This window comes from Labrys sp. ALF-8, assembly GCF_059699065.1.
This window is the reverse complement of sequence record NZ_AP048541.1, coordinates 241,798-258,351: the sequence shown is the minus strand read 5'-3', so window position 1 is coordinate 258,351 and position 16,554 is coordinate 241,798. Positions and strand designations below refer to the sequence as shown.

Annotated in this window: 17 protein-coding genes; 10 read left to right on the top strand and 7 right to left on the bottom strand. The window is 63.0% G+C overall.

Annotated features, from left to right (window positions below; all coding sequences use genetic code 11):
• Positions 1-23: 23 nt before the first annotated feature.
• Together AC6H34_RS32150 and AC6H34_RS32145 are read left to right on the top strand one after the other, a co-directional pair.
• Entirely contained in the window at positions 24-410 is a 387-nt protein-coding gene (locus AC6H34_RS32150) for a RidA family protein (protein ID WP_497541733.1), read from the top strand.
• A 21-nt stretch (positions 411-431) separates the two neighbouring features.
• Positions 432-2,174 (top strand): GMC family oxidoreductase, encoded by a 1,743-nt coding sequence (locus AC6H34_RS32145; RefSeq protein ID WP_497541732.1) that lies wholly within the window; start codon positions 432-434, stop codon positions 2,172-2,174.
• A 40-nt stretch (positions 2,175-2,214) separates the two neighbouring features.
• Here AC6H34_RS32145 and AC6H34_RS32140 read toward each other — a convergent pair whose 3' ends face one another.
• On the bottom strand, positions 2,215-3,135 hold the full coding sequence (locus AC6H34_RS32140; protein WP_497541731.1) for a LysR family transcriptional regulator: 921 nt from the start codon (positions 3,133-3,135) through the stop codon (positions 2,215-2,217).
• Positions 3,136-3,299: 164 nt separating this feature from the next.
• On the opposite strand from AC6H34_RS32140, the gene AC6H34_RS32135 reads away from it, so the two are divergent.
• On the top strand, positions 3,300-4,247 hold the full coding sequence (locus AC6H34_RS32135; protein WP_497541730.1) for a ring-cleaving dioxygenase: 948 nt from the start codon (positions 3,300-3,302) through the stop codon (positions 4,245-4,247).
• A gap of 336 nt (positions 4,248-4,583) precedes the next feature.
• Here the strand turns inward: AC6H34_RS32135 and AC6H34_RS32130 are convergent, their stop codons facing one another.
• Positions 4,584-6,143: a VOC family protein gene (locus AC6H34_RS32130; RefSeq protein WP_497541729.1), complete on the bottom strand. Its 1,560-nt coding sequence runs from the start codon at positions 6,141-6,143 to the stop codon at positions 4,584-4,586.
• Between the two features lie 200 nt (positions 6,144-6,343).
• Positions 6,344-7,222 carry an SDR family oxidoreductase gene (locus AC6H34_RS32125; protein WP_497541728.1) on the bottom strand — a complete coding sequence of 293 codons (879 nt, stop codon included), beginning with the start codon at positions 7,220-7,222 and terminating at the stop codon, positions 6,344-6,346.
• Positions 7,223-7,314: 92 nt separating this feature from the next.
• On the opposite strand from AC6H34_RS32125, the gene AC6H34_RS32120 reads away from it, so the two are divergent.
• From AC6H34_RS32120 to AC6H34_RS32110, 3 genes are all read left to right on the top strand, one after another.
• A complete protein-coding gene (locus AC6H34_RS32120) occupies positions 7,315-8,166 on the top strand; it encodes a helix-turn-helix transcriptional regulator (protein WP_497541727.1) in 852 nt (283 codons plus the stop codon).
• Positions 8,167-8,323: 157 nt separating this feature from the next.
• On the top strand, positions 8,324-9,379 hold the full coding sequence (locus AC6H34_RS32115; RefSeq protein ID WP_497541726.1) for a YihY/virulence factor BrkB family protein: 1,056 nt from the start codon (positions 8,324-8,326) through the stop codon (positions 9,377-9,379).
• Between the two features lie 42 nt (positions 9,380-9,421).
• Positions 9,422-9,664 carry a hypothetical protein gene (locus AC6H34_RS32110; RefSeq protein WP_497541725.1) on the top strand — a complete coding sequence of 81 codons (243 nt, stop codon included), beginning with the start codon at positions 9,422-9,424 and terminating at the stop codon, positions 9,662-9,664.
• A gap of 10 nt (positions 9,665-9,674) precedes the next feature.
• Here AC6H34_RS32110 and AC6H34_RS32105 read toward each other — a convergent pair whose 3' ends face one another.
• Both AC6H34_RS32105 and AC6H34_RS32100 read right to left on the bottom strand, forming a co-directional pair.
• Positions 9,675-9,899: a hypervirulence associated TUDOR domain-containing protein gene (locus AC6H34_RS32105; protein WP_497541724.1), complete on the bottom strand. Its 225-nt coding sequence runs from the start codon at positions 9,897-9,899 to the stop codon at positions 9,675-9,677.
• A 59-nt stretch (positions 9,900-9,958) separates the two neighbouring features.
• Positions 9,959-10,225, bottom strand: coding sequence for a hypothetical protein (locus AC6H34_RS32100; protein ID WP_497541723.1), 267 nt, complete (start codon positions 10,223-10,225; stop codon positions 9,959-9,961).
• Positions 10,226-10,543: 318 nt separating this feature from the next.
• Here AC6H34_RS32100 and AC6H34_RS32095 point away from each other — a divergent pair, with 318 nt between their 5' ends.
• The 3 genes from AC6H34_RS32095 to AC6H34_RS32085 all read left to right on the top strand — a co-directional run bounded on the left by AC6H34_RS32095 (position 10,544) and on the right by AC6H34_RS32085 (position 14,136).
• Positions 10,544-11,479 carry a DUF1403 family protein gene (locus AC6H34_RS32095; RefSeq protein ID WP_497541722.1) on the top strand — a complete coding sequence of 312 codons (936 nt, stop codon included), beginning with the start codon at positions 10,544-10,546 and terminating at the stop codon, positions 11,477-11,479.
• 1 nt (position 11,480) lies between these two features.
• Positions 11,481-12,161, top strand: a complete 681-nt coding sequence (gene scpB / locus AC6H34_RS32090; RefSeq protein WP_497541721.1) for an SMC-Scp complex subunit ScpB — start codon at positions 11,481-11,483, stop codon at positions 12,159-12,161.
• Between the two features lie 1,555 nt (positions 12,162-13,716).
• A complete protein-coding gene (locus AC6H34_RS32085; RefSeq protein WP_497541469.1) occupies positions 13,717-14,136 on the top strand; it encodes a DUF1236 domain-containing protein in 420 nt (139 codons plus the stop codon).
• A gap of 445 nt (positions 14,137-14,581) precedes the next feature.
• On the opposite strand, the gene AC6H34_RS32080 is transcribed toward AC6H34_RS32085, so the two are convergent.
• Complete coding sequence (locus AC6H34_RS32080) at positions 14,582-15,547, bottom strand: GlxA family transcriptional regulator (protein ID WP_497541720.1); 966 nt, start codon at positions 15,545-15,547, stop codon at positions 14,582-14,584.
• A gap of 103 nt (positions 15,548-15,650) precedes the next feature.
• Between AC6H34_RS32080 and AC6H34_RS32075 the strand changes: the two genes are divergently transcribed.
• Positions 15,651-15,944, top strand: a complete 294-nt coding sequence (locus AC6H34_RS32075; protein WP_497541719.1) for a hypothetical protein — start codon at positions 15,651-15,653, stop codon at positions 15,942-15,944.
• A gap of 83 nt (positions 15,945-16,027) precedes the next feature.
• Here AC6H34_RS32075 and AC6H34_RS32070 read toward each other — a convergent pair whose 3' ends face one another.
• Positions 16,028-16,447 (bottom strand): RrF2 family transcriptional regulator, encoded by a 420-nt coding sequence (locus AC6H34_RS32070; protein WP_497541718.1) that lies wholly within the window; start codon positions 16,445-16,447, stop codon positions 16,028-16,030.
• Positions 16,448-16,554 lie beyond the last annotated feature (107 nt).

The following is a 16,554-nucleotide window of genomic DNA, read 5'->3' as shown; positions in this document are numbered from 1 at the left end:
GAATACAGGAAGGGATGAATAGCATGACCATCATACGTCATGGAATTGGCGAGGGGCGCGGATCGGGGGGACGGAAGCTTCCCTTCGCAAAGGCAGTCGAAGCCAACGGATGGCTTCACGTCTCCGGGCAGACGCCGATGCGCGATGGCGAGATCGTCGGTCAGGGGATCGCAGAACAGGCCCGTATCGCCATCGAGAACATGCTGGCAATCGTGAGGGATGCCGGCTACCAGCCATCCGATATCGTCCGCGTCGGCGTCTGGCTCGACGATGCGCGCGATTTTTGGAGTTTCAACGCGGTTTTCGAAAGCTATTTCGGCGACAATCCGCCGGCGCGCTCCTGCGTACAGTCTGCGATGGTCGTCGATTGCAAGGTCGAGGTCGACTGCATCGCCTACAAAGCGTCCTGAGAGATCGGGAACGTGTCAGGCATGAAGAGCAAACATGGCATGAGTTCCGGCACGCCAGCCCCAGCGGACTACATCATAGTCGGCGGTGGTTCGGCAGGCTGCGTACTCGCTTCCAGGCTGACCGAGGACCCTGCAGCAAGAGTCATCCTGCTCGAGGCCGGCATGGATGCGGCCCGTCCGGAGGACTTCCCGGATCTCGCATCGTCCTATCCGGGCATCGCCTACTCCAACCCCCGCTATACCTGGCCCGGCCTCAAGGCCACCTTGCGATATAGTGGCTCGAACCAGCCTGACGACAAGGCCATCCGCTACGAGCAGGCCCGGGTGCTGGGCGGAGGATCGGCCATCAACGGCATCGGCGCGAACCGGGGCTCCCCGCACGACTACGACGAGTGGGGAGCCATGGGCATCGAAGGCTGGTCCTTTGCCGAATGCCTGCCCTATTTCAGAAAACTCGAACGCGACCTCGACATCGACAACGAATTTCACGGCAGAGACGGGCCCTTTCCGATCCGACGCCGCGGAGACGTGATCTGGACGCCGTTCACCCGCGCCATGCTGGCCGTCTGCAAGGCGCGCGGCATTCCCTTCCTGCCTGACCAGAATGGCGCCTGGGAGGAGGGCATCTTCGAGATGGCTGTCAACATGGACGAGGAGCGTCGGCGCGTGAGCACGGCCTGGGCCTATCTCACGCCGGAGATCCGCCGTCGCCCGAACCTGGAGATCCGCACGGAGACAACGGTCGCCCGCATTCTTTTCTCCGGCGGCAAGGCCGAGGGCGTGGTAGCCACGCGTGGTGGCTCGAGCGAGGAGTTGAAAGCCTGTCGCGTGGTTGTCTCGGCAGGTGCACTCGCAACACCCGCCATTCTCATGCGCTCGGGCATTGGGCCTGCCGCTCACCTTGCGGACTGCGGCATCCGGACCTTGCATCATCTGCCGGGCATCGGCCAGAATCTGATGGAGCATCCCTCTGCCGGCCTCGTACCGTTTCTAAAGCCCTCCGCCCGCCAACGCGGTATCCCGGACTATCATATTCCGATCGGCTACCGCTTTTCGTCGCGACACGCGGAATGCCCGCCGGGGGACATGCACATGAACTTCGTGACCCGCGCGGCCTGGCATCCGATCGGACGCCAGCTCGGCTCCATCTTCTTCTGGGTGAACAAATCCTATTCTCGCGGCCAGCTTCTGTTGGATCCGGCGGCGCCGGCCGGGCCGCCACGCGTGGAATTCCGGATGTTGTCGGACCGTCGCGACCTGACTCGGCTCGCCGACGCCTTCGAGCATGCCGTAAGCCTTGCCGTCGATCCCGCGCTCAACTCGGTCATTTCCGGCCTTTATGCCGGTGGCATGTCCGAAATCGGCAAGCGCTTTTCCAGGCCTTCCACGGCGGGGGCCATCGTGACGGGCCTTGGCGCCATCGGGCTGGATGCAATCGGCAAAATGCGCGAGAAGTTTTTCCCCCACATGTTGTCGAACTTCAACGATCCACTCAAGCTGACCGCAAATCGCCAGGAACTGGAGGCCTACATAACCGAGACGGTCGGCGGCGTGTGGCATCCTTCCGGCACCTGCCGGATGGGCAGGGATGGCGACAAGATGGCCGTGACGGACGGCATCGGCAAGGTCCGCGGTTTGGATGGTCTTTATATTTGTGACGCCTCTTTGATGCCGACCATACCCTGCGCCAACACAAACCTGCCAACGATCATGATCGCCGAAAAGATCGCCGATCGACTAAAGGATACGGTGAAAGAGGGGTAGGAGATGGTCGCGGCCGCGCCGCATGTATGAGAGATAACCGTCAGATCGGGACACATCTTAACCAGGATGGTGCTTCGCCGAAGCCCTCGACCAGATGATCGACGATAGCGCGAAGCTTCATCGGCATCGGCTTGACCGGGGGCCATACCGCGGAAATCGGAAGCGGCATCGGAGATACACTCTCCATGAGCGCGACGAGACGTCCATCGGCGAGCGCCTCGTGGGCGATGAACATCGGCAGGAGGGCAATGCCGAGGCCGGCGATAGCCATGTCCCGCATGGCCTCGCCATTGTTGGCGGAGATGCGGCTGCGCATCGGTACGCCGATCGTCGTGCCCGCGCCATCGGAAAACTGCCAGACCTGTGTCGACTGGACGTTGAGATACCCGATCGCCGGATGATCGGGCAGATCGGCCAATCCGGTCGGTGCCCCATGTCGTGCGAGATAGTCCGGGCTGGCGCAGACAATGCGGGGATCGTCGCAGAGCCTGCGTGCAATCAGGCCGGAATCGGGCAATTGCCCGATGCGAATGGCCAGATCAAATCCGCCCCGCACGAGATCGACGAAACGGTCGTCATAGTCGATCACCATCTCCAGATCGGGATGCCGGCGCGCGAACTCCGCCAATACGGGGCTCAGATGAAGGATGCCGAAGCTCATCGGCGCCGAAATGGCCAGTGAGCCGCGCAGGCCCGCCATGCCCCAGGCGGCGCTTTCCACCGCGTTGGTCACCTCGGCAAGGGCCGGCCGCAGGCGCAGCGCGAGTTCCGTCGCAGTCTCGGTCGGAGTGATCCGTCCGGCATGACGCTGGAAGAGCGCTGCACCCAGTGCCAGTTCCAGGTCGGAAACGCGCTTGCTCACCACCGATTTCGAAAGGTTCGCCCGGGCTGCCGCACCGGAAACGGTACCGGTCTCCATCACATCCAGGAAGGTCTTGATCTCGTCGATGGTCCATTTCATGCACCAAGCATACCGTGCCCCTCCCGGACGGGCCATAGCCGTTCGAAGATTTCGAACGCCGTATCCGGCAGACCCGGCCTTCACCACCCGGCCGGCTGGGTCGATATTGCGGTCAGTGCAGTTCCTGGAACTCAGTTCCTGAACGCAAACTTGGGAGAGCCACCATGCAGCTTACCGGCATTCATCATCTGACCGCGATCACCGCCAATGCGCCGGGGAACAAGCGGTTCTATACCGACACGCTCGGCCTTCGGTTGGTCAAGAAGACCGTCAACCAAGATGATACCAGCGCCTATCATCTCTTCTACGCGGACGGCGAAGCCACGCCCGGCACCGATCTGACCTTCTTCGACTGGCCGGTCACGCGGGAGCGCCGCGGAACCCATTCGATCAGCCGCACGGGCCTGCGCATCTCGGGCGAGGACAGTCTCAATTTCTGGGCCGCGCGCCTGCGTGACGCCGGCACGACGACCGGCGACGTCAGTCTCGTGGACGGACGTGCCAGCCTCGATTTCGAAGACCCCGAGGGCCAGCGTTTCCGGCTCGTGGACGACGGCGGCGCGGGGGAACTTCATCCCTGGAGTGGAAGCAGCGTTCCCGCAGATCACCAGATCCGGGGACTTGGGCCGATAACCATCTCGGCGCCGAAGAAGGATGCGACGGACGCACTGCTTACCCGTGTCCTCAACATGAAGGAGGAGCGGGACTATGCTTCTCCCGATGGCGAGGGCCGCGTCCATGTCTACCGCATGGGCGAGGGCGGCGCCGCCGCTGAACTCCATGTCGCCGTCCAGCCAAACCTGCCGACCGCGCGCCAGGGCGCGGGAGCCGTTCACCACGTCGCGTTCCGCACGCCGGACGTCGCGGCGATCCGTGACTGGGCCGAACGTCTCTCGCAATTCGGCGTACCGAGTTCGGGCGAGGTTGAGCGCTACTATTTCCGCTCGCTCTACTTCCGCGAGCCCGGCGGCAATCTGTTCGAGATCGCCACGGACGGCCCCGGTTTCACCGTCGACGAACCGCTGGCGAGCCTGGGCGAACGCCTGTCCCTCCCGCCCTTCCTCGAAGGACGTCGGGCTTCGATCGAGGCAGGCCTCAAGCCCCTGGCCTGACGCGAACAAAACGTAAGGCAAGAAAAACGTAAGGCACGCAATCCCTCTTGGCGCACAGGAGGGATTGCGTTCGTTTTTGAAGCGAAGAAAGTCCCGGGGGTCGAAGTCCGGCGGACATATCGGCAGCGAGAGCCCCTGCCGTGCGCAAGCCGTTGCCGCGCATTCCTCCACCGCGAATACGACCGCGCCTCGCCCTTTAATCATCCTGGATGGGGTGACTGGCGCGTGGTGGCTTCAAACGTGTTCGCCGAAATGACGGATAGAACGGCCAAGCTTATAGCCGCGACGCACTCCCGCCTGGCCAGGCCTTCGGGCACTTCCTTGCGGATGTCGATCTCAGGTTTGGTACCCTTCATCGAAGCTGCCGAGCCACGCCCGCCCGATCGACACGTCGCCAGACGCAAGTTCGTGGCCGGCTTCGATGACGCGAGCATCCAGAACCGCGCCGGATTGCCGGAGCCAGCCTTCCAGCCCGTCGGCATATTGGCCGAAGGGATCGCGCGCGCCGCTCAGTGCCAGAACCTTCGTGCCCGCGAGATCGGCTTGCGGCAACGCCTCCAGCACCGGCATCGCCCGCAGCAGGATCGCTCGGCGGATGATGCCGGGATACAAGCCCATCGCTGCCGCCGCAAAGTTGGCGCCATTGGAATAGCCCAGGAAGGTCATGTGCTCGGGATCCAACCCATAGCCTGCGATCGCGCCCTCCACAAAGGCCGCAAAGGCAGCGGCTTCCGACCGGATGTCGGCCTGGTCGAAGGTCGTCATGGTCAGGCGCCGGAACCAACGCGCGATGCCTTCCTCGTGGCTGCGCCCGCGCACGCCGAGCAGCATGGCGCGAGGCGCCATGCGATGCGCCAGAGGCATCAGGTCGGCCTCGTTCCCGCCGGTCCCGTGGAGAAGCACGACCGTGCTGCCGTCTGGGTCCGAGGGCGTGTGAAAGCGATGGATGAAGGGCAGGTCCCGCATGGGCATCCTCTCCTCGCCAGGCATGGCGAACTGCGGCAGCATCACCTTCAGATCCTCGCGCCTGTCCTCGTCGTGCGGCGGCACGAACAGCGTTTCGCCCAGATGACCGGGCTCCTCGTCGATGGCAAAGCCAGGGCCGTCCGTGGCAAGCTCGAACAGCGTGCCGCCGGGCTCGCGGACATAGAGAGAGGTGAAATACTGCCGGTCGTGAAAGCTGGTGGGAGACGAGTTGAGCCCGGTCAGTTCGGCTTGCACGTTGCGTATGGCCGACACATCCGCGGCGCGGAATGCCACGTGGTCCGCCGTACCCGTGCCGGGAACGCCCGGGACATATCCCGACGCATCGCGGATATCCACTACGTCCGTGTCGGAGACCATCCGCCGGACATTTTCCCAGCGCGACCCGGCCCGGTAGCCGAAGCGCCCGACGAAAGCTGCCGTCTCTTCGGGCATGTCCGTCAGGATGGTGACCGCGCGAAGCCGCCGCGGCGCGATCGCTTCGTCGCCCCATGGGTTTGCGGCGGGAAGATCCACGCCCACCAGCTTCACGATGACGCCATCGGGATCCTTGAGCCGGAGCACCGATTCCCCGAACTCCTGCGATGGCCCCGTGACGGGCACGCCGCGGCTCAGGGCCCTGGTCATCCAGTCACCGATGCTGGCCGGCGGCACCGCGAAAGCCACTTCCGAAACCTGGCCATTGCCGACGCGGCCGGCGGCACCATCCTCCCACACCAGGAAGGTGATGATGGAGCCGGGCGAGCCCGCGGCATCGCCGTAGAAGAGATGAAGCTGCTCGCCATCTTCATAGCCGCCGGTGCGCTTGATGAGGCGTAGGCCCAGGAAACCCACATAGAAATCGACATTCGCCTGCACCCTCCGCGTAATGAGGGTGACGTGATGGATGCCGCTTGCGGGAGTCGCGTTCATGCCGGAATTCGGCGCCACATCCATCGATCTGCCCACAGCCCGCCTCCATACTCACGCCTATGCTTGTTCTCCCGTGCGTCGCATGACTGATACCGGCTTTCCAAGCTTTCTTTCGCTAACCCGGGGTTCGCGATAGGCGAACGATCCTCCGCGAGGCCCCGGACGCACCATGCCTGTGGCTGCTGCGCGAGCTTCACCCATCAGGACACCTGCAGGTGTTCGAGATCCGCGATCAGTCCAGGCCCGGTGGGCTTCCAGCCCAGGTCCTTTCGTGTCTTCTCGCTCGATGCCAGCAGGTCGTGGCTTGCGAACATGGCCAGCCAACCGAAATGAGCCGATGCTTCCTCCGGCGTCATGGACTTCGCCGGCACGTCCAGGCTACGGCCGATGGCTTCTGCGATATCGCGCATCGGCACGCCTTCCTCGGCCACCGCGTGATATTTGGCGCCCGCCTCGTTCTTTTCCAGCGCGAGCCTGTAGAGGTGCGCGACATCCGAGATATGGGCCGCCGCCCAGCGGTTGCGCCCCTCGCCCACATAGGCCGACAGGCCCTTCTCGCGCGCCAGGGCAACGGCATAAGTGAGAAGGCCTTGCCTGGTGGTGTCATGGACCTGGGGAAGGCGCATGACCGACGCCCTCACATCCTTCAATGAAAGAGCCGTCTGTTCCGAGACACGGGGATAGGGAAAATCCGGCGGCACCTCGTCATGTTCGGTCGCAGTCTGGCCCGGCCCGGCCAATCCCGCCGTCCCCGCGGTGACGATCAGGAGCTTGCCGGTGTTGGCGAGAACCGTACCCACGGCTTCGATGGCCCGGCGATCGATCTCGCAATTCTCGGCAAAGTTCGACCAATCGTGGATGAAGGCCAGGTGGATGACGGCATCCGAAGTGGCCGCTCCTTCACGCAGGCTTTCGACGTCTTCGAGCGAACCTCGCTGCACCTGCGCGCCGATCGAGGCCAACACCTTAGCCCCCTCGTCCGAACGGGCCAGGCCAAGGACGTCATGTCCGGCCGCTATCAATTCCCTGACAACGGGAGTTCCAATGAATCCGGTCGCGCCGGTGACGAAAACACGCATGAACAAGTCTCCAGGTTTCGTTGGAGACAAATCTCGACCCAAGCGTTATTCTGGTAAAGTAGTGATGTTATCATGGTAAGATGACTAACAGGATGAGCGAGCAGCTGACTGCCGAAAACCTGCTCGGCACCTACCTCCGGGACCGGCGCATGAAGCTCGATCCGGCGGCGTTCGGCTTTCCGTCGGAGCGCCGACGCACACCGGGCTTGCGTCGCGAGGAAGTGGCGCAACGCGCCAATATCAGCCCGGCCTGGTACACCTGGCTCGAACAGGGACGCGGCGGCGCGCCCTCGGCCGACGTGCTCGACCGGATTGCGCGCGCCCTGATGCTGACTGAGGTCGAGCGCGAACATCTTTTCCTGCTCGGCCTCGGGCGCCCGCCCGAGGCGCGCTACCAGGAGAACGAGGGCGTGACACCGCGCCTGCAGCGCGTCCTCGACGCGCTGGACCCGAGCCCCGCATTCATTCGCACGGCGACCTGGAACGTGGTTGCCTGGAATCGGGCCGCCACCGTGATGCTCGGCGACTACGGCGCCTTGCCGCCGCAAGAGCGCAACGCGCTGCGCATCCTCTTCCTCGACCCCAGTGCTCGTGCCGCGCAATATGACTGGGAGAGCGTGGCGCGCCACGTGGTGGGCGCGTTCCGTATAGACGCGGCGCGGGCAGGCGCCGCAACGGAGGTGGCGCCTCTGGTTGAGGAACTCTGCCGGCTTAGCCCCGAGTTCAGGGCCATGTGGAGCGACAACGACGTTCGCGGCATGCATGGCGACGCGCTCAAGCACATACGCCATCCGATTCTCGGCCCGCTTGCCTTCGAATACTCGGCCTTTGCGGTCGACGGCCGGACGGATCTCAGCATGGTGGTCTTCAATCTGGCCACACGGGCCGACGCGGAGAAGATCGAAAGGCAGATCCGCTCGACACCAAGGCGCTCGCAAAGGTAAGTGCCGCTCCGACCGGCCGGCACGACTTTCGCTGGACCTCCCGCCATCAAGGCCGGTGCCGCGCGCATTCACTTGACACGCCTCGATCGGGCTCTGCCGGCCTTGGAACTTCCGGGCCGTTCGGCCTGTTGACAAGCCAAAAGTCCGTGAGTGTTTCATGGCCGAAACCATCAAAGACGGCGACGACTGGCAGGCACAGGTCCAGAGGACGGCGTCGGCGCCGACATTGTCCCAGGATCTGGCGCGTGCGCGCGAGCCCGGCCGGGGTCGCAACGCGAATGCGCCGGCGGACATCCCCTCCAAGGGGTGGAAGGATATAGGCGCGCGGGTCGTACTCTCCATACCGCAGAACAGGCTGCTGACACTGTCAGGCGGAGTGGCCTTCTTTGCGATACTGTCGATATTCCCGGGGATCGCGGCACTCGTGTCGCTGTATGGGCTTTTCGCGGATATCGGCACCATCGTCGATCACCTGCGCCTTCTGAACGGGGTGCTGCCGGCCAACATTCTCGATCTCATCCGCGCCCAGATATTGGGTGTCGCCATCAAGAGCAACGGCACCTTGAGCCTGGCCGTGGCATTCGCCCTGATCGTCAGTCTCTGGAGCGCCAACTCCGGCGTCAGTGCCTTTTTCGACGCGCTGAACGTGGTTTATGGGGAGAAAGAAAAGCGCAGCATCCTCGCTGTCTACGCCACGACGTTGGCGACGACGTTCGGAACGATCCTATTCATCATCCTCGCTCTCTCCGGCTTCCTGCTGTTTCCTTTGATCGCGGCCCTCGTCGGCCTGAACACGACCACGGACACGACCCTGCAGTATCTGCGCTGGCCTATCCTGCTGGTGATCGTCATGGCCGTGCTGTCGATCACTTACCGCATCGGGCCGAGCCGGACCGATGCGAAATGGCGTTGGATTACGCCGGGAAGCGCGGCGGCTGCCATAGCATGGGTTGGAGTCTCCATGGCCTTCTCCTGGTATGTGGCGGAATTCAACAGCTATAACCGCCTCTATGGCTCGCTCGGTGCGATCGTCGCCTTCATGACCTGGTGCTGGATCTCCATCTTCGTCAGTCTTCTCGGTGCCGCCGTCGACGCGGAGACCGAGCATCAGACCTCCCGAGATTCAACCGAGGGGCCGGCAAAGCCGCTGGGCGATCGCGGAGCGACGATGGCGGATCATGTCGGCAAATCGACTGAAGAACTGGGCCTGTAGAGGCATCGCCCTGCAGCATCCCGCACGGGACGCTGCAACAATTTGTCTGTTCCGCGGTTGTCAACCATTCCACTGGAGGAACTGCCGATGCCCCACGCGTCAGCCCGCAAGCCAGAAATCCCGCCTGATCCGCAATTCGGTGAGGATGTGAAGAAACCGGACGGCTCGAAGCCGCAGATGGGAGAATTTCCGCCGGCAGCCGCCCCGCTCGATGCCGCGACCAAGGCAGTGCTTGATGACAAAAACAAGGCCTCGCCGCCACCTATCATTCCCAGTGACGAATAAAGCGCCGGTCCTATCGGTTGCGCCGATCCTTGTCGCGGGTCAGCGCGGCAGGCTTGTGGGCGGCCCGCTTACCCTGTTCGGTCTCGACGATAAATTCGGGATTGTCCCCGGAAGCCGCCACTTTGTGGCCCTTGATCGACGCGGGACGGGTAATTTCCCCGACCACCCTGCCATGGGCCTTGCCGCCGTGACTTTTCCAGCTGACGGCATCTCCCTTTTCGAGCGATTTCGTCATGTCATCATTCCTTCTGCGAAGTGTTCAGGCCGAGGCGACCTTGCAGGGTGTGCAGCGCGCTAGGCGACAGCTCCGTCCTCGAACTCGACTCCGTAGTCCCGCAAGGCCGACCTGGTGCGAGAAATCTCCCTCGTCAGGATGTTCTCCAGGCCCGATACGAGGATTATAGTGATCTGAGGCCTCAATATGCGCTCGACCGGCCGGTTAGAACCGGTCGTGTAGGTCAGGCGGAACTCCGGCGCCTGACGTATTTCCCTCAAAGCCATCTCCAGTTCATCGAGTTCCTCGAAGAGGCCGGCGATACGAAGAAAATCTTCTTTCTTCATGGTATTCCCCCCTCGGCGGCGTACGCGACTGCAACCCACCACAACCGGCGGCTGCCTCGTTGGACGATGCCCGTTTCGGCGTCACAACTGCGGCGGGGAGACGAAGTTCCCTTTCCAGGGCAGGGGCCGCCGCACTATTCATCCCTGACGTTGCGGCCGAGAATGCCGCCGTGGAGAGCTTCGCAACTCTCGGGCAGCGAAAGCAGCGATATCCCCGACACCATTTTATACACAGGCAACTGCGGCGGTTAAGGAGCCCTCGACTGGCTCAAAGCGCCGCCCGGGTTTAGGTTGGCGCCCATGCCAGCGACAAGGACGATGCCAGCAGCAACACAGCCCATTCGTCCCGTTCCAGCCTGGGGCAGGATCAGGGCCCGCCTGCCGGAAGAAGCCGACGCGATCTTCGCTGCCGGCGTCAGCCTGGCCGCGCTCGATGGCTTTGTGCGCTCCGAACCTGCGTTCGCAGGCGTCTGGCGCCAGCGCCTGGCGCTGGCCGCGGCTGCGGCAAGTACCCGCCTGCTGGGCCGGCGCGAGGACGAAGCCCAGCTGCGCGACGCCTGGTGCCTGCGCAAGGCAGGCGATGCGCCAGGGCCAGGCGGCGCGATCCTCGGGCTTTGGCATCGCTTCGCCCGATCCCGTACCGGCCGGATCGAGGCCGACTTCGAGGCCATGGCGATGGTTCTCGGCCTGGATCTGAAGAGCAGGGCAGGGGAGATCGCCCGCCTTCTCGATGGGACCATGCGCGAAGAGGTCCTGCCGCTTCGGGCTGCCATTGAATTGACGCAAGCCCTGGCAGCCGTGCTGCCGCACGACGGCGAGATCCTCATCCTCCTTCTCGCCGATTTCACCCTTGCCGCCAGGATGGGCTGGCCGATACCGGTGCCGTTGCTGACAACCCAGATCCACCACCCGATCCTGCGGCGCGGCGAACCGCGCCGCCGGCCCCGCGTGGGGGAGGGGACCTGGCCGGCGACGATGGCTGCTGCCTATGCGCTTGCCGCAGCCGGTGCGCTCGATCTCGCTGCCGACCTTGCCCGTCGCGCCACCGCCCTGCAGGCAGCCGTGCCGAAGCTCCGGGCAAGGGGTGCACAAGCGGTCGTCGCCGCCGTGCTGGAGGAGGACGCGCTGGCGCCGGCTTCGGCATCGGCGGCGATGAGCGATCGCGCGCTCAGGCGCCTGTTCGATCGGCTGGTGTCGCTTGGCGGCGTGCGCGAACTCAGCGGCCGGCCGAGCTTCCGGCTCTACGGGCTCTAGCATGCGCAAGCCCAGGGCCACTCCCGTTTTCGACCGTGATCTTGCCGACTTGCCCCCGCAGCTGCGCTGGCGGCAATGGATGGGGCGGGTGGAGGCGGTGATCTTCGCTTCGTCCAAACCGGTCAGGCGTGAGGATCTCGTCGGGGTCGTGGGAGAGAGCTGCAATCTCGACCTGCTGATCGATGATATCCGGGCCGAACTCGCCGATCGTCCGTACGATCTCGTCGCGGTGGCGGGCGGCTGGCAGCACCGCACACGGCCGGCTTTTGCCACCGCCATCCAGACGAGCATGCTCGCCGGTCCACCGCGCGCTGAACTGACGCCGATCGAGGCGACGGTCTTGCTGGCCATCGGGTATTTCCAGCCGGTGACGCGCGGCGAACTCAGCAGGATGTTCGGTCGCGAGATCAGCCGCGACCTGATCGCTGCCCTGCGCGGCGACGGCTTCGTCGCGGCCGGTCCGCGAAGTCCCCAGCCGGGCGCCCCCTATACCTATGTCACCACACCCGCTTTCCTCAGCCATTTTGGCTTCCAGACCCTTCGCGAGTTGCCGGACATCGAGGCCCTCGAGGACGCGGGCCTGTTGAGCAAGGAAAAACTCTTAGCCGACGACAGCCTGGACTTCGTCTCTCCCGGGGCCGAGGAACAGGAGGAGGAGGACGAAGAACCGAGGGATCGCTAACCCCGGCTAACGTTTGGTTCCCCACCAGGGAACCAAATGGCGACTTCGCGGTTCTTTGGCATGCGGGCAGCCAACTGTTGCTGGATGCGCCGGGAGAGGCCCCCGATTACCCACTCCCGACACACCATGGTTCGTCTCCCGACGCGCCCTCTGCGAAGGTCGATGGCGAGGCCGAGCAGATACTGTTCGTCAGGGGAGCCCGCTTTGTCCTCCAACCGAGCGGGCTCCCACTGATTCCATGGATATCTCAAACTTCAGTCGCAGCAGTCGCGATACGACTCGGATCCTCAACGCCCTCTGGGAATCGCTTCATCCGGATCAAGGCCCACGGCCTAACAACTGGCATCCCATCCGGCGGGAAGTCTCGAGGTTGAACCTTAAGATCATCCGCGGAATCGGGCAGGATAGTCTGGTGACAATCCAGCGTTGGCTCCAGGAAAGCCGCGAAATGGAACCCGATCGTCCACGAGACGTTACTTCTGCGACAGGTAGGCGCCTGTGACTGGGAAACCCGATGTTTGAGAGGGCATCCCCTCGCTTCAACTCGACACCGGCATTCCCATCCGGCCGTTCAGTTTGATCCAGAAGGAAGTTGAAGGGCCACCATAGCGCTCCCGTCAGGGGAGCTTGCAGAACCGCAATGGTTCCGACACCCTGCAAGCTCCCCACCGTTTCGGGCCATTTCCCGTTGGTTGGGGCTCGCCCGCTCCGAGGGCAAACCTCCCTGGCGAGCCCCTTCCGACGAGTGACGGCAAGACGACGGGGAGGGCGGTCGCTGACTTCCACTTGGTTGCGCCCCCGGCTATGCAGCGGCAGCGCTCTGCGTGATCTTTTCGCAGGTCAATCACCCAGCTGTGAGTTCCCCAATCCCTTCCTGGGACGCCGAATGCCGGACACCATCGGCACCGAGGTGTCGGCCATTCAGAGCTACGACTTCCTCGTCGATCAGAATGACCATCCGCGGAGAAGCCAAAGCAATGATCTTCTTCGACCCAGGATACGGATTTGCCGGAACGAACGTCGCTGGCTTCAGCGTGATCTCTGGATGGATTTCGGATGTTGTTGAGAAATCTATCCGTGACAGCACTGCTGGGCATTGGCGCCATGGCGCTTGCTTCGAACAACGCCTCGGCACGCATCGTATGCAACGAGGACGGGGGGACGGGGACTGCTGGCACGTCAGGCAGCATTATGAATACAGGCCCGGATTCAAACTCGTGATCCATCCTGACAACTGGCGCTGGAGGGACCGTGACAGATACCGCTGGCGCGAACATGAGGGTCGCGGTTATTGGCAGGGTGGCAGTTGGGTCGAGTTCTAGCGACTCGCCTGTCAGGCCAGTCGTGACGTGAAAAACCCGCCCCTCGCAGTCGAAGGGCGGGTTTGTTTATATCATTTCTACCAAATTCTTAGATTAATCGATTCATATGCTTGTAACAACTCTTATTAATTCGTGAAACCGACAAAATTTCTCTCGGAGGAACATTGGCTGATTTGCTCCGTTTTCTTCAAGATTCCTCCCAAGGGAACAGTCCGAAACGATTGGAGATCGCCATGACTACGAAATCACTTCTTATCGCGACGGCCTTCGCGCTTTGTGTCGCGGCACCGACCGCCGGCTTCGCGCAAGGCGTGTTGCCGGGAGCGAAGAATGGCGCGGAACAAGGCAATGATGCCGCAGGACCCGTCGGCGGCGTCGTGGGGGGCGCGGTCGGTGCCATAACGGGCGGTATCAACGGTCTCATCGGCATCAAGGAAAAGCCGCGCTTCAAGCAATATGTCATCGAGCAGCAACCCCAGGTCTACAGGTACGACCAGCCGGTTGCAGTCGGTGCGGTCCTCCCGGCTGAGGGGATCCAATATTACGAGGTGCCCGCCGAGTATGGGCATGTCACCTATCGATACGCTTACGTGAATGACGAGGTCGTTCTTGTCGATCCCGGCACCCACCGTATCGTGCAGGTCGTGCAGTAACCGAACTGAGGCCGGCTCGAGCTAGTCGAGCACCAGGTGCGCAACGGCCCGATCCGGCGCCAAAGTCTGGCGAAGGGCGATGTCTCCGCGACATTGCCCTCGCAGTGCGCCCTACGAAGACCTGCTGCTGACAGAAACACTCCCCGGAAGCCGAGTGGCCCCGACCTGTAGCTGTCGCAGCAAATGCGAACTCCCGGCCGGGGCGTGGCGCGGTAGGGATGGAACTTCCCAGCCTGCGGTCGGCCTCACCGCGTTTGCGGGAGCCTGCCGCCCGAAGGCGCAGCCGCCGATCCCCAATGACACCTCGCCAAAGCGAGATTGCCGAGCCGCCGTGTTCGAGCTTGTTTTGTCAATCCGCCCGCAGCCCTCGACTCCTCTGGTCTCCGTGTCGCGCGGGACCACCGAAAGTTTGCTTTGCGAGTTCCTCTCGGGGGCAAACGGGCCGTCAGCGCAGGTCCGCGCGAAGCTCGCGTACGCCCCTTCCCAAGCGTTCACGCAAAAGCGTTCGCAACGTAGCTCCGTCGACGTAGCCGACCTCCGCGGCAATGGCGTCGAGGTCTAGACCGCTGCCATGGAGAAGAGATTGCGCCCGCTCGACGCGAAGATCCTGGAAGTAGGAAAGCGGCGATTTACCGAGTATCGCCTCACAGCGACGCTGCAGCGTGCGCGCGCTCGTCGCCAGTGCGCTGGCGGCTTCCTGCAACGAGAACCCAGCCTTGAGATTGTTTCGTGCCCATTTCTCGAAGCGCAAGATCAGGGGGTCCGCCTGCGCCAGGTGATTGGGAATGATGTAGGGCGCTTGCAACGAGCGGATATCCGCAAGCAGGTACCGTGACACGAGGGCTGCCAGTTCGGGGCTCGCCTTCCGTATCAACCAGAGGACGAGGTCGAGATGCCCCATTGCGGCGCCTCCCGTAACGCCCCTGTCCGAAGGCACCAGCATGCGAGACTCGTCGAGCAGGACATTGGGATAGCGCTGCCGGAACAAGGGCGCCAGCCACCAGGTCGTCGTCGCCTCGCGATGATCGAGCAGTCCGCTGTCCGCCAGAAGGAACGTCCCGATACAGGATGCCGCGATCTGTGCGCCTTCGGCATGCCATTGCAACAGTTGCGCCTTGGCTTTCCTCACATCCGGCCGCGTGAGTGCCTGAACCAGTTGCTCTGGAGCGCCGGTAGCCAACGCTGGAACGAACACCCAATCCGGCTTCAGATCGGGCGTTATGGCCTGCACGGGTATTCCCAACCCCTGGCTTGAACGGACCTGCCTGCGGACGCCAACGATCGAAACGTTGAAATTGGGCGCTCCGCCCATCTGCTGGGCCGAGAATTTATTGGCGAGCGCCAACGCGTCGAGCACCACGGTCAACCCCGTGTCAAACAGGCCCTCAAGCGCGAGGATCGTAATTCGCATGGCGTAAATGGCTATAAAGTTGGCATTTACGACAATACCAGGAAAGGGAGCCGCCCGCTAGTCTCCATCTCGTCGAAACTGACTAGCAGACAGGAGATCACGGATGAAAGTCTTTGCTATCGGGAGGGCCGCCAAGCCAATCACGGACGAAGATCGGCAGCAGATCATGCCCACGGAGGTTCCTCACACCCTGCAACTCTATCTCGAGGGCAAGATCGAGCAGTTCTTTTTCACTCAGGATAAGCCGGGCGTGGTCTTCCTGATGAATGTCGAGTCGGTGGAAGAGGCCAGGTCGACCATCGATGCGCTGCCGCTCGCCGCCGGCGGCTTCCTTGCCTATGAATTCCTGCCGGTCGGCCCGCTCAAGCCACTCGGTCTGCTGATCCAGGGCAAGTAACCGCGGGACGTGCCAGCACCTAGAAACCGGCGACGCGGATCCTCGCGTCGCCGGAAGAGATGCCGGCGCGGGCGCAGCCCGGCTCAGGACACTTTCAGCAAGTACCCGAAATCGCCCTTCCGGGCTACGATGTCGGCCAGGGAGTATCGATCGAGCGTCGTCAGGAATGCGTTGAGTGCCTCGTCCAGCACGCTCGTGAGACCACAGGCGGGCGCGATGATGCAGGAACTGCAACCAACCAGGTCAAAATCGTCCTCCGTATGTCGCACCAGGGCGCCGACATTGATCTCGGCGGCTGGTCTCGCCAGGCGTATGCCCCCATTACGCCCCCGTACGCTCTCCAGATATCCGGCATTCACCAGATCGTTGACGACCTTCATCAGATGATTCTGCGAGATGGCATAGGCGCGTGCGATGTCGGCGATCGAGCATAGCTTGTCCGGCTTTCTGGCCAGATACAGCAGCACCCGCATGGCATAATCGGTATATCGCGTCAGTCGCATCGGTTCGCTCTCAAAACATGTATTATTGTTGCATGTTTAATCGCACTGGTATAGATGCATCCAAGATACATGTTTTGGAGGCTCCGATGGCAGCATTCAACCGCGAG

Coding starts and splice junctions, on each gene's coding strand:
- AC6H34_RS32095 (WP_497541722.1), top strand. CDS start 10,544: ATGCCAGCAGCAACACAGCCCATTCGTCCCGTTCCAGCCTGGGGCAGG.
- AC6H34_RS32075 (WP_497541719.1), top strand. CDS start 15,651: ATGAAAGTCTTTGCTATCGGGAGGGCCGCCAAGCCAATCACGGACGAA.
- AC6H34_RS32120 (WP_497541727.1), top strand. CDS start 7,315: ATGAGCGAGCAGCTGACTGCCGAAAACCTGCTCGGCACCTACCTCCGG.
- AC6H34_RS32085 (WP_497541469.1), top strand. CDS start 13,717: ATGACTACGAAATCACTTCTTATCGCGACGGCCTTCGCGCTTTGTGTC.
- AC6H34_RS32130 (WP_497541729.1), bottom strand. CDS start 6,143: ATGAACGCGACTCCCGCAAGCGGCATCCATCACGTCACCCTCATTACG.
- AC6H34_RS32135 (WP_497541730.1), top strand. CDS start 3,300: ATGCAGCTTACCGGCATTCATCATCTGACCGCGATCACCGCCAATGCG.
- AC6H34_RS32105 (WP_497541724.1), bottom strand. CDS start 9,899: ATGACGAAATCGCTCGAAAAGGGAGATGCCGTCAGCTGGAAAAGTCAC.
- AC6H34_RS32125 (WP_497541728.1), bottom strand. CDS start 7,222: ATGCGTGTTTTCGTCACCGGCGCGACCGGATTCATTGGAACTCCCGTT.
- AC6H34_RS32080 (WP_497541720.1), bottom strand. CDS start 15,547: ATGCGAATTACGATCCTCGCGCTTGAGGGCCTGTTTGACACGGGGTTG.
- AC6H34_RS32115 (WP_497541726.1), top strand. CDS start 8,324: ATGGCCGAAACCATCAAAGACGGCGACGACTGGCAGGCACAGGTCCAG.
- AC6H34_RS32070 (WP_497541718.1), bottom strand. CDS start 16,447: ATGCGACTGACGCGATATACCGATTATGCCATGCGGGTGCTGCTGTAT.
- AC6H34_RS32145 (WP_497541732.1), top strand. CDS start 432: ATGAAGAGCAAACATGGCATGAGTTCCGGCACGCCAGCCCCAGCGGAC.
- AC6H34_RS32150 (WP_497541733.1), top strand. CDS start 24: ATGACCATCATACGTCATGGAATTGGCGAGGGGCGCGGATCGGGGGGA.
- scpB (WP_497541721.1), top strand. CDS start 11,481: ATGCGCAAGCCCAGGGCCACTCCCGTTTTCGACCGTGATCTTGCCGAC.
- AC6H34_RS32100 (WP_497541723.1), bottom strand. CDS start 10,225: ATGAAGAAAGAAGATTTTCTTCGTATCGCCGGCCTCTTCGAGGAACTC.
- AC6H34_RS32140 (WP_497541731.1), bottom strand. CDS start 3,135: ATGAAATGGACCATCGACGAGATCAAGACCTTCCTGGATGTGATGGAG.